Genomic DNA, 13,848 nt, shown 5'->3' on the forward strand with positions numbered 1-13,848 from the left:
CGGATCCGCTAAAACGGATCCGTGCTTTCCTCAAAGGCGCGTGCAACGAGCCATGCCCCGGCACGCCACGCCCTCGTCATTTGGCGGCCCATCTTCAAGAAGCTCGGGAAAACTAAAATGAGACTGAAAGACAAGATTGCCCTCATAACAGGCGGTGCACGCGGCATTGGCCTCGGTTTCGCGCAAGCCTATGCGCGCGAAGGTGCCAAGGTGGTGATTGCCGATATCGACATCGAGCGTGCGACGCGGGCAGCCGCCGCGATCGGTCCGGCGGCCAGCGCCGTCAAGCTCGACGTCACCGACCTCGATGCGATCGACAGGGTCGTCGCCGAGGTCGACCGCGACTTCGGCGGCATCGACATCCTCGTCAACAATGCGGCCATCTTCGACATGGCGCCGATCACCGACATCACTGAAGCCAGCTATAACAGGGTGTTTGCCATCAATCTCAAGGCACCGCTGTTCGTGATGAAGGCGGTCGCCAATGTGATGATCGCGCGCGGTCGCGGCGGCAAGATCATCAACATGGCGAGCCAGGCTGGCCGCCGCGGCGAGGCGCTGGTGACGCTTTACTGCGCCTCCAAGGCGGCGATCATCTCGGCAACGCAGTCGGCGGCACTGGCGCTGGTCAAGCATGGCATCAACGTCAATGCCATCGCGCCCGGCGTCGTCGATGGCGAGCACTGGGATGTCGTCGACGCCCACTTTGCCCGCTGGGAGGGCCTGAAGCCGGGAGAGAAGAAGGCCGCGGTGGCGAAGTCCGTCCCGATCGGCCGTTTCGCAAACCCTGAGGATATTGCGGGGCTTGCCGTCTTCCTGGCCTCCTCCGACAGCGACTATATCCTGGCTCAGACCTATAATGTCGACGGCGGCAACTGGATGAGCTGAGGCTCGCAGCCCAAGATTGGGGGGAGACTGACATGAAGGCCATACGATTTGCCGCGGCCGGCGTCGCCGGCATGGCGGACCTCGAAACGCCCGGCATCAAGGCCGGGCACGCGCTGGTGCGGGTGCGCGCGGCAGGGCTTTGCCACACCGATATCGAGGTGCTGCATGGCCGCTACGGCGTGGGCGCGTTTCCGCTGGTTCCCGGCCATGAATATGCCGGCACTGTCGAGGCGGTCGCCGACGATGTCTTGGCGGTGAAGCCCGGCGACCGGGTCGCCATCGATCCCAACATCCCGTGCGGGCATTGTCCCGCCTGCCGGAAAGGCCTGACCAATCTGTGCGCCTCGCTGAAAGCCTATGGCGTGACCGAGAATGGCGGCTTCGCCGAGTTCAGCCTGGTTGCGGTCGATCATCTGCACGGTATTGGCGGCCTCGGCTTCGCCACGGCGGCCCTTGCCGAGCCGCTCGCCTGCGTGCTCAACGGTCTGGGTAGCGCCGGCATCGAGGCCGGCAAAAGTATTCCCGGCACCGCGCTGGTCTTCGGCGCCGGGCCGATCGGCCTGCTTTTGGCGCTGTCGCTCAAGGCCAAGGGCGTGGCAAGCGTGGCCGTTGCCGACATTAGCGAGCAGCGGCTCGCCTTCGCTCAGACGCTCGGGCTGGAATCGCTGGTATCGGGATCGCAGGAACTCGCCGCCAGGGCGCGCGGCTTCGATTTCGTCGCCGATGCCACCGGTGTCGCCAAGGTGGTCGAGGGCATGATCGGCTTCACCGCCGATGGCGGCACGGCACTGGTCTTCGGCGTCTGCGCGCCGGACGCCAGGATCTCGACCGCCCCGTTCGAGATTTTCCGCCGGCAGATCAGACTTGCGGGGTCGCATTCGCTGAACCGCAACATCCCGCAGGCGCTCGATATCCTCAAACGCGATGATGGCACGATGGCGCGGCTTGTCAGCCACCAGCTGCCGCTTTCCGAACTGCTGCCCTTCTTTGCCAAAGGCAGCGGCGACCCGGCGACAATGAAAGTCCAGTTTTCAGCGGAGCCATAATTTCAAAAAGTACAGCCGCGCCCGTGGGCCACAGGCAGCCCCCTGCACCTGGAAAGCCCATTCCTCCTCCTTTCCGCGAAAAGGTGACTCAAGTAGACAGTGGCGACGGCAGTTCGAACAAGGAGCCCACGGATGGCAAAGACGATAAGGACGATGGAGGACTTCTCAGCCTTTGTCGGCCTGTCTCGCACCACCGTTTCCAAATATTTCAACGATCCCGGCTCGGTGCGGAAAAACACCCGAAACGTGATCGAGGCCGCGCAAAAGAAGTCCGGCTTCCGGCCGAGCATGTTCGCCGTCAATCTCAACCGCCGCCGCAGCAACATTCTCGGCGTCATCATCCCGAATTCGACGGATCCGTTCTACATGGCGCTGACGCGCCGCATCGAAACGATCGCCAATCAAGCCGGCTTCCTGGCATTTGTGCTGTCTTCCGACGGACATGCCGAAATGGAAGACCAGGCGATCCAGACATTCAGGTCGATGAACATTGCCGGCGCCATCATCGCGCCGCTCGGCGTGCAGTCCCACCACCGGATTCTCGCGGAACTCGGATCAAGCATCCCACTGATCTATGTCGACTCGCCGCTTGACGAGACCTCCTCGTTCGTCGGCACCGACAACAGGCAGAGTTTCAGGCTGATCGTCGATTATCTCTGCCGGTCCGGCGAGCCGCCCTGCTACTTCGCCATGCCTCTGGTCAACAACAACGCCTCGGCCAGACAGGAGGCTTATGTCGAGGCCATGCAGCAGTTCAAGATGACGCCTGAAATCGTGCCCGCCACCGATGCGCGGTCATGGGATTTCGAGAAGTTCGGGTATGACGAAGCGCTTCGCATCCTGAAGGCGGAGGGCTTTGCCACCAAGACAGTGCTTTGCGCCAATGACCGTGTCGCCTTCGGCGTCATCGCGGCCGCCTATCAGCTGGGCCTGAAGGTGGGCCACGGCTCGGACTGCGACATGCGGGTCGCGGGTCACGACGACCATCCGTTGTCGCGCTACGCATGCCCGCCGATCACCACCGTGGCGCAAAACTACAACGAGATCGGCCGCCTGGCCATCGAACTCCTCCTGGAGAGGCTGGATGAAGAATCCTCGGCCAAGCCAGGCAGCGGGCGCATCCTGCTCAACGCCGAGCTCATGCTGCGAAGCTCGGCCTGAGCGCTCTCGGCGTGACCGATGGTATCGATATTGCTTCGGAATTGCGCTGGCATTGAACCGGGCGATGGTTCAAGAAGGTATCACCGATACGTGATTGCTTCTTCATGTCCTCCATCCGCCCGCTGATCCCGCTCCTTCTCGCCGCAGGCATCCTGCTCGGCGGCAATGGGCTGCAGAGCACACTGATCGCGCTGCGCGGCGCGCAGGAAGGGTTTTCGGCTTCCGACATCGGCCTGATGGGCACTTTCTATTTCGCCGGCTTCCTGCTCGGCTGCCTGGCCATCACCCGCATCATGAAGGCGGTCGGCCATATCAGGGCGTTTTCGGCGTTGGCCGCGATCGCTTCGGTCGGCACGCTGCTCCTGGTGCTGGTTCTTGATCCTGTCATGTGGTGCGCGGTGCGCTTTGCCGGCGGCTTCTGCTTCGCCGGGCTGTTCACCATCGTGGAAAGCTGGCTGAATTCCGGCGTCAGCAATCACGACCGCGCACGCGTGCTGGCGATCTACCGGATGGTCGACACCGGCTCGGTGACATCAGCCCAGTTCCTGATCCCGGTCTTCGGCGCCGGCGGCTTCACCATCTTCGCCATCATGTCGATCATGATCACGCTGTCGCTGGTGCCTGTTTCGCTCGGCGACCGCTCCAACCCGACGCCGCCCGAGGAGGTCAAGCTCGACCTGGCGCGCGTCTGGCGCATTTCGCCGCTCGGCTGTTTCGGTTGCATTGCCGTCGGCGTCACCAACAGCGCCTTCCGCACGCTGTCGCCGGTCTATGCCGAGCAGATCGGCATGTCGGTTGCCGATGTCGTCACCTTCGTCAGCGTCGGCATCTTTGGCGGCGCCATCATCCAGTATCCGCTCGGCTATCTCTCCGATCGCTGGGACCGGCGCCGGGTGCTGTTGATCACAACCTGCTGCGCTATGCTTTCAGCATTGGCGCTGGTGTTCATCGCCGGCAGCAATCCACTGCTCAACTTCATCATCATCTTCATCTTCGGCTGTTTCGCCATGCCGCTCTATTCCTTGTCGGCAGCGCATTCCAACGACCGCGCCGAAACCGGCGAGTTCGTGCTGATCAACGCGGCGTTGATGCTGTTCTATTCCTTCGGCGCCATTGGCGGGCCGTTCGCTGCCTCCACCGCGATGCAGCATTTCGGGCCGAGCGCGCTGTTCGTGTTCAGCGCCATGGTCTATGCGGTCTTCATCGCGGTCATCCTCTACCGCATGCAGGCCCGGTCCGGTGTGCCGGCTGGCAAGCGAAGCCGATTCACCGCGCTGTTGCGCACCTCGACCGTTTTTGCGCGCCTGGCCAGGCGGAATGGTGATTCCGATGGCTCGGGAAGCTGATGATGGAGCCGCCAAAGCTTGACGAAAGCCTTCCCGGCTGAAATCTAGGAAGACCTTACTCCTGCCAAAAGCGATTTGATGCACGTCATCACCACCCAGAAAGAACTCGAGACCGTTCTCGCCGCTTTCGAAAAGTCGGATTTCGTCACCGTCGACACCGAATTCATCCGCGAAACGACCTTCTGGCCGATCCTGTGCCTGATCCAGATGGCCGCACCTGGGGTGACCGCCCTTATCGACCCCCTGTCGTCAGACATCGACCTGACGCCCTTCTTCAGGCTGATGGCCAACGAGGCGGTGGTGAAAGTCTTCCATGCCGCACGGCAGGACATCGAAATCATCGTCCATCTCGGCGATCTCGTCCCGCACCCCGTTTTCGACACGCAGGTCGCGGCGATGGTCTGCGGCTTCGGCGACAGTGTTTCCTACGACCAGCTTGTGCAGCGCATCACCGGGGCGCGGCTCGACAAGTCATCCCGTTTCACCGACTGGCGCCACCGGCCGCTGTCCGACAAGCAGCTCGACTATGCCCTGGCCGACGTCACCCATCTGATCGAGGTCTATCAGCACCTCAGCGCCGAGCTGGAGCGGGAAGACCGCGCCCACTGGCTGAATGAGGAAATGGATGTCCTGACATCGCGCGAGACCTACGATCCACATCCCGAGGATGCCTGGAAGCGGCTGAAGATGCGGCTACGCAAGCCTCAGGAACTGGCGATCGTGCAGACCGTGGCGGCATGGCGCGAGCGCGAGGCGCGCGAGCGCGACGTGCCGCGCGGCCGCGTGCTCAAGGACGACGCGATCTACGAAGTGGCGCAGCAGGCGCCGCGCGACGCCGCTGCCCTTGGCAAGCTGCGCACCACGCCAAAAGGCTGGGAGCGTTCCTCGACGGCGACGGCCTTGCTCGGCGCGGTCAATACGGCACTGGCCTTGCCCAAGGAGCAGATGCCGAAATTGCCGAAGAATTTTCAGCCGCCGGAAGGCTCAAATGCCGCGGCGGAACTGTTGAAAGTGCTGCTGCGGATCGTCGCCGAAAAGCAGGGCGTGGCCTCGAAGGTGCTGGCCTCCAGCGACGACATCGACCGCATCGCGGCCGAGGGCGAGGAGGCCGACGTGCCGGCGCTGCAAGGCTGGCGGCGCGCCGTGTTCGGCGAACAGGCGCTGAAACTGGTGCGCGGCGAGATCGGCATCAAATTCGACAAGCGCAAGATCGCGGTGTTCGACCTTTAGAGCAATTCACCGTTTCACGGAAACGGCGAATTGCTCTAACTCTTTGTTTTGACGCAATTCCGGATGCAAAACCGCTCACACTTTTTCTGGAATTGCTCCAGGGTGAGAAGGGGTGGCCGCAGGCCACGAAAAGCCAATTGCTTGGCTTTTCGGCCTTCGAACGCCCTGAGCCTTGCGAAGGGCCGGGGCGATTGTCCCTGCTCAAACCACTCCCAGCAGGTGCAGCGCGAACCAGATCCAGCCGAGCAGGATAACCACCGCGCCGACGACGAAAGAGCGGTTGCGCAGCAGCAGATTGTTGCTGGTCAGGTGAACCGAGGCATGGACATAGCGTGAGGCGACAAAAATGCACATCAGCGCCAGGGTCAGATAGTTGACGCCGTTGGTGACGTGCAGCGTCAGACACAGCACATAGAACAGCACCGGCAGTTCGAACTGGTTGACGAGATTGGCAGCGACCGTGACGCTGGACGCCGGCTCGGTCGAGCGCACCTTGTACTGACCGACCTTGGCCTCGCCTGACTTGACCGCACCGTATCGGCGAAGGCCCAGAACGCAGTAGACGATGTAGATCAGCAGCACATGCGCCAAAACAGGCCAGAAAATACTGGTCTGGTTCATAGGATTCCCCCTGCCCAGTTCGGCATCAAGCCTGGCGTTTCTGGCCCACCAAGGCGAAAATCGCGATGACGATGACCGGTATGGCGAACAGCGCGAATTTGGTGACGATCAGCGCCGAGGCGAAAGACAGCGAATCCGGATTTGCATAAAGGAAATCCGATAGAAACCGCGCCACGGCGATATTCTGGGCATAGTCGGCGATCGTATAGGGCAGCACCAGCACCAGCGCGAAGATCGACTGCACCTGCCCCGGTAGCACCCGAAAATTCTGCAGGCGCCGGCCGGTGGCCAGGATCAGGCTGACCAGCGTCAGCGACAACAACGCCGGGAACAAGAGGTCGAAGGTCAGATAGTGCCACACCAGGATGATCTCACTGCCGCGCCGGCCGAGCGCCGTCAGCCAAGCCATGCCTTCGTCGGGCGTGAAGCCGAAATAGCGCATGTCGAGCGACGGCAAGCCGCCGCTCAACTGGCGGAAATAGAAGAATTCCAGCAGCGTCATGGCGACGAAAACCGCCGCCGACAGGAAACAGAGTGCTGCCGCGTGACGCGACAGCCGCAGGATCGTCGCGGTCAGGCTACGCCCGAGCCCGTATTGTTCAGGCTCCGCCGGGATAGTTCGGGCTCTCGCGGGTAATCGTGACGTCATGGGCGTGGCTTTCACGAAGTCCGGCGTTGGATATGCGCACAAAGGTGGCGCGTTCGCGGAAATCGGCGAGGTCGCGGCCACCGACATAACCCATAGCGGCTTTTAGCCCGCCTGCAAGCTGATGCAGCACACCGGACACAGGTCCTTTGTAGGGAACCTGCCCTTCAATGCCTTCCGGCACCAGTTTCAGCGTGTCGCGCACCTCGGCCTGGAAGTAGCGGTCGGCCGAGCCGCGCGCCATAGCGCCGACCGAACCCATGCCGCGATAGGCCTTGAAGGAGCGGCCCTGATGCAGATAGACCTCGCCCGGGCTTTCGTCGGTGCCAGCCAGCAGCGAACCGATCATGGCAGCACTTGCGCCCGCGGCGAGCGCCTTGGCGAGATCGCCGGAATATTTGATGCCGCCATCGGCAATCACCGAGACGCCTGATTTGTGCGCCGTCTCGACCGCCGACATGATGGCCGAAAGCTGCGGCACGCCAACGCCGGCAACGATGCGGGTGGTGCAGATGGAGCCCGGTCCGATGCCGACCTTCACGGCGTCGGCGCCGGCGTCGATCAGCGCCTGCGTGCCCTCGGCGGTGGCGACATTGCCGGCCAGGATGCGGACAGAATTGGAAAGTTTCTTGGCACGAGTGACGGCATCGAGCACGCGCTGGGAATGGCCATGCGCGGTATCGATGACCAGAAGGTCGACGCCGGCATCGATGAGGCGCTCGGCGCGCTCGAAGCCGTCGTCGCCAACGCTGGTGGCGGCCGCCGCGCGCAGGCGCCCCTGCGCATCCTTGGTGGCGTGGGGGTTGAGCTGCGACTTCTCGATGTCCTTGACGGTGATCAGGCCGACGCAGTTGCCCGCCTTGTCGACAACGACAAGCTTCTCGATGCGGTGCTGGTGCAGAAGCCGCTTGGCCTCGTCCTGGTCGACATTCTCCTTGACCGTGATCAGGTTCTCACGGGTCATCAACTCGTAGACCTTCTGCGCCGGATCGGAGGCAAAGCGCACGTCGCGATTGGTCAGGATACCAACCAGCCGGCCGATCTTCTGGCCGCCGGTGCCGCCATTCTCGACCACCGGAATACCCGAGATCGAATAAGTGCGCATCAGCGACAGCGCGTCGGCAAGGGTGGCATCCGGGCCGATGGTAACCGGATTGATCACCATGCCGGATTCGAATTTCTTGACCTGCCGCACCTGCTCGGCCTGTTCGGCCGGCGAGAAATTGCGGTGGATGACGCCGATGCCGCCGGCCTGCGCCATGGCGATGGCAAGACGCGCCTCTGTGACGGTGTCCATGGCGGCGGAGAGGATCGGCACGTTGAGGTCTATGTCCCCGGCAATGCGGGTGCGGACATCGGTTTCGCCAGGCATGACCTCGGAATGACCCGGCTGCAGCAGCACGTCGTCAAAGGTCAGCGCCAGAGCGCCGGTGGACGTTTCAATGATTTTTGCCATGGCCAGTCCTTAGAATGCATGAAAGGCGCTGGACCGGAATGGACAGCGCCGACTCGTTATTCCCTTTCAGGATTGGCGCTGGCTGGTAACACGTCGCGGCGCCGATGAAAAGCCGATCGTTGCGTTGCACAACGGCGTCTTCAAACAGTTGATAATGCCACCCGTCGTCACGGTCGCACAAAAGTGACAGCAAATTAACACGACACTGGTGGCCAGTCGTGATAACCGCCCCATGTATCGGCTTGCCCCCGTTTTGAACGAGAATTGGGCCGAGAAAAATTTTGAAACGGGCACACTCGTGAATCGCACCATCCCGCTCATACTGGCGGTCGCACTTTTCATGGAAAACATGGATTCGACCGTCATTGCGACATCGCTGCCGGCGATTGCCATCGACATCCACACCAGCCCGATCGCGCTCAAACTGGCGCTGACCGCTTATCTCGTCTCGCTGGCGATCTTCATTCCGATCAGCGGCTGGATGGCCGACCGCTTCGGCGCCAAGAACATTTTTCGCGCCGCGATCGGGGTCTTCATCGCCGGTTCGGTCGCCTGCGCCCTTTCCGGTTCGCTGCCTGCCTTCGTGGTTTCACGCTTCCTGCAAGGCATCGGCGGCGCCATGATGACACCGGTCGGACGCCTGGTGCTGGTGCGCGCGACACCGAAAAGTGAACTGGTCGCCGCCATGTCCTGGCTGACCGTTCCGGCACTGGTCGGACCGCTGGTGGGCCCGCCGATCGGCGGCTTCATCACCACCTATTTCACCTGGCACTGGATCTTCCTGATCAATGTGCCGATCGGCCTGATCGGCATCTGGCTGGCGACGCGTTTCCTGCCGGAGACCGAATCGATGGAGACGCCGCCGCTCGATTTCATCGGCTTCGTCTTGAGCGGGCTGGCGGCATCCGGCGTGGTGTTCGGCCTGTCGGTGGTCAGCCTGCCCTATCTGCCGCCGGCGACCGGCCTTATCACCGTGGCCGTCGGCCTGGTGTCGGGCGTGCTCTACCTCATGCACGCGCGCCGGGCCAAAAACCCGCTGCTGGCGCTCGAACTGTTCCGCAACCAGGTGTTCCGCTCTTCCGTGCTTGGCGGCTCGCTGTTTCGCATCGGCATCGGCGCCGTGCCCTTCCTGCTGCCACTGATGTTCCAGATCGGCTTCGGGATGACGCCGTTCCAGTCCGGCATGATCACCTTCGTCTCGGCGATCGGTGCCATCGGCATGAAATTCGTCACCGCGCTGATCTTCCGCGCCGCGGGTTTTCGCCGCGTGTTGATCGTGGGTTCCCTGGTCGCCGCGGCGTCGATCGCCATCAACGGCTTCTTCACGCCCGATACACCCTATCTGCTGATGTTGGCCGTGCTTCTGGTCGGCGGCTTCATCCGCTCGATGTTCTTCACCGGTGTCAATGCGCTCTCCTATGCCGAGGTTTCGGCCGAGGACACCAGCAAGGCGACGCCGATCACCGCTGTCTTCCAGCAACTGTCGATCGCGCTCGGCGTCGCGGTTGCCGGCGGCATACTGGAAGTGTCGACGAGCATTCACGGCGGATCGCTGATGCTGGCGGATTTCCATACCGCCTTCTTCATCGTCGCCGCGATTTCGGCGCTTGCGGCGCTGTCGTTCATGCGGATGGCGCCCGATGCCGGCAACGCCGTGTCCGGTCATGGCCGGCTGACGACACCCAAGACGCTGGAACCGCTGAGTACGGCGGGGAAATAACTACCCCGCTCGATTCTAGTCCTCGTCGTCCTCCGGCCCTTCGCTATGGCTCCGGGCGCTCGAGTCCTTCGGAACGTCCACTGGACGTTCCGATCCGCCTGGCGGCGGACCGGACTCTCGCCCCTTGAAATCCTTCGCCAAGAGATAAAGCTCGACCGATTCGTCGCGTGACGCCGGCGGCTTGACGTGGTGCACCGAGCGGAAATTCTTCTTGAGCATCGAGAGCAGTTCGTTCTCCGCGCCGCCTTGAAAAGTCTTGGCCAGGAAATGTCCGCCCGGTTTCAGGACCGACAGCGCGAAATCGGCGGCCACCTCGCACAGATGCATGGTGCGGATGTGGTCGGTTCGCTTGTGGCCGGTGGTCGGTGCCGCCATGTCGGACAGCACGACATCGGGATCGCCGCCCAACGCCTCGGCCAGCTTTTGCGGTGCCTCGGGATCGAGGAAATCCATCAACAACACCGGTGCGCCGAGCACGGCATCCATTTCGAGATAGTCGATGCCGATAACGTGGGGCTTGTCGGCCGTCGATTTCGTGCGCGCGGCGGCTACCTGGCACCAGCCGCCGGGGGCGGCACCGAGATCGATGACCTTCATCCCAGGTTTCAGCAAATGGTGCTTGTCGTCGATCTCGATCAGCTTATAGGCCGCGCGCGAGCGGTAGCCGTCAGCCTTGGAGCGCTGGACATAGGGATCATTGATGTGGCGCTGCAGCCAGCGGCGCGACGATTCCTTCAGGCCGCTCTTCTTCTTGATCCGCGTCTTCAGCACACGAATGCTGGCCGAGCCTGGTTTTTCCGGTTTCTTGGTCATTTAACGGCCACGCCCATCATTGCGCCAGACGCCGTCATCGGCCATCAGCTCGCTCAATATGCCTTCGCGCAGGCCACGGTCGGCAACACGTAGCCGTTCCGACGGCCACACCGCGCGGATCGCTTCCAATATAGCACAACCGGCCAGCACCAGATCGGCGCGATCGGCACCGATGCAAGGGTTGGCGCAGCGCTGCTGAAAGTCCCAACCAACCAGCCTCTCAACCATGCGGTCGACGCTGTCGCGGTCCATCCACAGCCCGTCGACCCGGCGGCGATCATAGCGCTCGAGATCGAGGTGAACGCCGGCCAGTGTCGTCACCGTTCCAGAAGTGCCCAGGAGATGGAAATTCGGGCTGGCCTTGAGGTGGCTCAGCCGGTCGCGGCCGTCGAAGTTGGCCAGCCGGCCGGCGACATCGTCGACCATGGCGTTGAAGATTTCGCGCGTGACCGTGCGGCCACCAAAGCGCTCGGCCAACGAGACGACGCCGACCGGCAACGACGTCCACGAGACGATATGGTTGGCGAGCCGCGGCGAGCGGCGCCCGGTGAGGTCGATCAATGCGATTTCGGACGAACCGCCACCGATGTCGAACAGCACGACGCCTTGCGTGTCGCCCTCGACCAGCGATCCACAGCCGGAAACCGCCAGCCGCGCTTCGGTCTGGCGGTCGATGATCTCGAGCTTCAAGCCGGCCTCGCGCTCGACGCGTTCCAGAAATTCGACACCATTTTCGGCTGTGCGGCAGGCTTCGGTGGCGATCAGCCTCGCCTTCCTGATCTTGCGGCTGCGCAGTTTGTCGCCACAGATCTTCAGCGCCTCGACCGCGCGGTCCATCGCCGGCTGGCCGAGCCGGCCACTGGCAGTGAGCCCCTCGCCCAGCCTGACAATGCGCGAGAAGGCATCGATGACGCGGAACTGGCCATGCCGCGTCGGCACCGCAACCAGCAGCCGGCAATTGTTGGTGCCGAGGTCGAGAGCCGCGAAGACGGGAAGCTCGTGCACCGGCGGCCGGCGGGGAGCCTGTTCAGCGCGTGGCGCTGGAGCGACGGGCGAGATCACCGGCGCCGCTGGCTGCTTCGACTCCAAAGCCGGAATAGCCGGTTTACCTGGCGATCGATTGTCACTTGGCGATCGATTGTCCTGGGGGGCTTCGTCGCGCGCAAAAACCTTGCGCCCGCGCCTTCGCTTGCGCCGCTTCTTGGGCTTGCCCTTCTGGTGATGGCTTGCGTCGCCCACCTGCCCGTCGGCGGAGCGAGGCTCCGTCGGGCGGCGTTGCTGCCAACCGGCTGTCCCCGAGCCTGATGGCCCTGGGGAAGCGCTGGACGCGCCCACCTCCGGCGCGCCTGCGCCGGTGTCGCGGTCTTCCACTGTCGTTCCTTCCGGCGCCGCGCGAACCGATGACGGACGCAGCAGGCGCTTTGGCATGTTTCAAGTTGCCGCCAGAGTAACAGCGCTGTGCCCGATCACCAAGAGCCGCGGCTGAATTTTGCCGGCTGCGGCGCGAAACGCCTTTTCCGCCCATCGCGCAATGTAGCCGCAAGGCTGGATTGCTAGCGCGGTGCTGGCGGAGACGATCTCCCGTCGAAACCGATGCCCTCACCGCTTGCCGGCGCCTTTGCGCCGCTTTCGGTGCGGGCGGATCATGCCGGAGGCCGTCGCGACAAGTGTTCGCGGTTGAATAGCCGGCTTCAATGAGGCATTTCTGAAATGAGCGGAAGAATCCGGACAGCCGGCCTTCCCACCACCAGAAGAAAAGGAAGCGGACAGGCAACGCATGGCAGTCGGGCAATGAACTGGAGACGCTATTTCTGGCCGGTCGTCGGCATCGCCGCAGTGATCTTCTCGCTGCTGTTGCTTTGGCACGAACTGCGCGGCATTTCGCTGGACGATGTCTGGGAAGGGCTCGCCGCCATACCAACGCGCGGCTGGGTGCTGGCGGGGGTGAGTTCGGTCGTCGCCTATGCCGCGCTCGCCGGCTACGACCACATCGCGCTGCTGCATATCGGCAAGAAGGTGTCGTGGCTGTTCGTGACGCTGTGCTCCTTCACCACCTACGCGCTGTCGCACAATATTGGCGGCTCGGTGTTTTCCGGCGCCGTCATCCGCTACCGTGCCTATGGCACGCGGGGGCTGACCGGCCAGGATGTCGGCGTGCTGGTGGCGATCTGCTGGATCACCTTCGTGCTGTCGACTATCCTCGCCTCCGGCCTCGTGCTGGTGTTCGAGCCTGAGATCATCGACCGGTTTTCCGGCATCGCCCATCACGGCCTGTCGGAAGCGGCGGGGATCGCGATGCTGATCCTTGTCGCCGCTTATATTTTCGGCAGCGCGTTGCATCTGCGGCCGCTGAAAATCGCCAGCTTTCAATTGCACTATCCGGCACTGCCGATCGTTGTCAGGCAATTGCTGATCGGCCCGATCGAGCTGCTGGCGGCGGCCGCGATCATCTTCTTCGCGCTGCCCGAGGCCAACAATCCCGGCTATTTCGTCGTGCTCGGCGTCTTCCTGGTCTCGTTCTCGATCGCGCAGATCTCGCACGCACCGGGCGGGCTTGGCGTGTTCGAAGTGGTGTTCCTGGCCGGACTTTCCGACATGGCTCCGGTCGGCGTGCTGGCGGCGCTGCTGGTGTTCCGGCTGTTTTATCTGATCATCCCGTTGTTTTTGGGCCTGGGCGTGGTGCTCTTTTTTGAGCGGTCGCAGTTCAGCCGGACAGAGAGCTGAGGCGCGAGATTGGATTTCATGTCCGCGCCTGGGAGCACTGCGAAGCGTCGCGTCTGAAACCGACCGACAAAACCTAGCGATTGAACCGCCAAGCAGGCTTGACTATTTTCCGCTGGCGGCTACAAGGCAGCGCTCAAGCGGCTCAGCCGCTCGGCCCGCGCGGTTCATGACCGCGCTTGCTGGGGAATAGGTTAACG

At 62.9% G+C, this 13,848-nt stretch carries 12 protein-coding genes; 7 read left to right on the forward strand and 5 right to left on the reverse strand.

Annotated features, from left to right (window positions below; translation table 11 throughout):
• The first annotated feature begins 117 nt into the window (after positions 1 to 117).
• The 5 genes from A3A9_RS0102295 (at position 118) to rnd (ending at position 5,671) form a co-directional block, all read left to right on the forward strand.
• A complete protein-coding gene (locus A3A9_RS0102295) occupies positions 118 to 888 on the forward strand; it encodes an L-iditol 2-dehydrogenase (protein ID WP_027057332.1) in 771 nt (256 codons plus the stop codon).
• A gap of 32 nt (positions 889 to 920) precedes the next feature.
• Positions 921 to 1,934 carry an alcohol dehydrogenase catalytic domain-containing protein gene (locus A3A9_RS0102300; protein WP_027057333.1) on the forward strand — a complete coding sequence of 338 codons (1,014 nt, stop codon included), beginning with the start codon at positions 921 to 923 and terminating at the stop codon, positions 1,932 to 1,934.
• Positions 1,935 to 2,087: 153 nt separating this feature from the next.
• Complete coding sequence (locus A3A9_RS0102305) at positions 2,088 to 3,095, forward strand: LacI family DNA-binding transcriptional regulator (protein WP_027057334.1); 1,008 nt, start codon at positions 2,088 to 2,090, stop codon at positions 3,093 to 3,095.
• A gap of 104 nt (positions 3,096 to 3,199) precedes the next feature.
• On the forward strand, positions 3,200 to 4,441 hold the full coding sequence (locus A3A9_RS0102310; protein ID WP_027057335.1) for an MFS transporter: 1,242 nt from the start codon (positions 3,200 to 3,202) through the stop codon (positions 4,439 to 4,441).
• A 78-nt stretch (positions 4,442 to 4,519) separates the two neighbouring features.
• Positions 4,520 to 5,671 (forward strand): ribonuclease D, encoded by a 1,152-nt coding sequence (gene rnd, locus A3A9_RS0102315; RefSeq protein WP_027057336.1) that lies wholly within the window; start codon positions 4,520 to 4,522, stop codon positions 5,669 to 5,671.
• Between the two features lie 201 nt (positions 5,672 to 5,872).
• On the opposite strand, the gene A3A9_RS0102320 is transcribed toward rnd, so the two are convergent.
• Genes A3A9_RS0102320 through guaB form a run of 3 tightly spaced genes read right to left on the reverse strand, consistent with a single transcriptional unit; the run spans position 5,873 to position 8,394 of the window.
• The gene (locus tag A3A9_RS0102320) at positions 5,873 to 6,292 is read right to left on the reverse strand and encodes an MAPEG family protein (protein WP_027057337.1); all 420 of its coding nucleotides are present in this window, start codon (positions 6,290 to 6,292) and stop codon (positions 5,873 to 5,875) included.
• 25 nt (positions 6,293 to 6,317) lie between these two features.
• The gene (locus A3A9_RS0102325; protein ID WP_082221802.1) at positions 6,318 to 6,941 is read right to left on the reverse strand and encodes a hypothetical protein; all 624 of its coding nucleotides are present in this window, start codon (positions 6,939 to 6,941) and stop codon (positions 6,318 to 6,320) included.
• Complete coding sequence (gene guaB, locus A3A9_RS0102330) at positions 6,892 to 8,394, reverse strand: IMP dehydrogenase (RefSeq protein ID WP_027057339.1); 1,503 nt, start codon at positions 8,392 to 8,394, stop codon at positions 6,892 to 6,894. Before guaB ends, A3A9_RS0102325 begins: the two co-directional genes overlap by 50 nt.
• 298 nt (positions 8,395 to 8,692) lie before the next feature.
• Here guaB and A3A9_RS0102335 point away from each other — a divergent pair, with 298 nt between their 5' ends.
• Positions 8,693 to 10,114, forward strand: coding sequence for an MFS transporter (locus A3A9_RS0102335; RefSeq protein ID WP_027057340.1), 1,422 nt, complete (start codon positions 8,693 to 8,695; stop codon positions 10,112 to 10,114).
• 15 nt (positions 10,115 to 10,129) lie between these two features.
• Here A3A9_RS0102335 and A3A9_RS0102340 read toward each other — a convergent pair whose 3' ends face one another.
• Positions 10,130 to 10,927, reverse strand: coding sequence for an RlmE family RNA methyltransferase (locus A3A9_RS0102340; RefSeq protein WP_027057341.1), 798 nt, complete (start codon positions 10,925 to 10,927; stop codon positions 10,130 to 10,132).
• Positions 10,928 to 12,298, reverse strand: a complete 1,371-nt coding sequence (locus tag A3A9_RS0102345; RefSeq protein ID WP_027057342.1) for a Ppx/GppA phosphatase family protein — start codon at positions 12,296 to 12,298, stop codon at positions 10,928 to 10,930.
• Positions 12,299 to 12,718: 420 nt separating this feature from the next.
• Here A3A9_RS0102345 and A3A9_RS0102350 point away from each other — a divergent pair, with 420 nt between their 5' ends.
• Positions 12,719 to 13,651, forward strand: coding sequence for a lysylphosphatidylglycerol synthase domain-containing protein (locus tag A3A9_RS0102350; protein ID WP_027057343.1), 933 nt, complete (start codon positions 12,719 to 12,721; stop codon positions 13,649 to 13,651).
• Positions 13,652 to 13,848: the final 197 nt, after the last annotated feature.

It is taken from the genome of Mesorhizobium loti CJ3sym (assembly GCF_000472785.1).
GTDB classification, from domain to species: Bacteria; Pseudomonadota; Alphaproteobacteria; order Rhizobiales; family Rhizobiaceae; genus Mesorhizobium; species Mesorhizobium loti_E.

Bases quoted from the DNA above. Each gene is read 5' to 3' on its own strand.
- A3A9_RS0102295 (WP_027057332.1), top strand. From the start codon at position 118: ATGAGACTGAAAGACAAGATTGCCCTCATAACAGGCGGTGCACGCGGC.
- A3A9_RS0102300 (WP_027057333.1), top strand. From the start codon at position 921: ATGAAGGCCATACGATTTGCCGCGGCCGGCGTCGCCGGCATGGCGGAC.
- A3A9_RS0102305 (WP_027057334.1), top strand. From the start codon at position 2,088: ATGGAGGACTTCTCAGCCTTTGTCGGCCTGTCTCGCACCACCGTTTCC.
- A3A9_RS0102310 (WP_027057335.1), top strand. From the start codon at position 3,200: ATGTCCTCCATCCGCCCGCTGATCCCGCTCCTTCTCGCCGCAGGCATC.
- rnd (WP_027057336.1), top strand. From the start codon at position 4,520: ATGCACGTCATCACCACCCAGAAAGAACTCGAGACCGTTCTCGCCGCT.
- A3A9_RS0102320 (WP_027057337.1), bottom strand. From the start codon at position 6,292: ATGAACCAGACCAGTATTTTCTGGCCTGTTTTGGCGCATGTGCTGCTG.
- A3A9_RS0102325 (WP_082221802.1), bottom strand. From the start codon at position 6,941: ATGACGTCACGATTACCCGCGAGAGCCCGAACTATCCCGGCGGAGCCT.
- guaB (WP_027057339.1), bottom strand. From the start codon at position 8,394: ATGGCAAAAATCATTGAAACGTCCACCGGCGCTCTGGCGCTGACCTTT.
- A3A9_RS0102340 (WP_027057341.1), bottom strand. From the start codon at position 10,927: ATGACCAAGAAACCGGAAAAACCAGGCTCGGCCAGCATTCGTGTGCTG.
- A3A9_RS0102350 (WP_027057343.1), top strand. From the start codon at position 12,719: ATGAACTGGAGACGCTATTTCTGGCCGGTCGTCGGCATCGCCGCAGTG.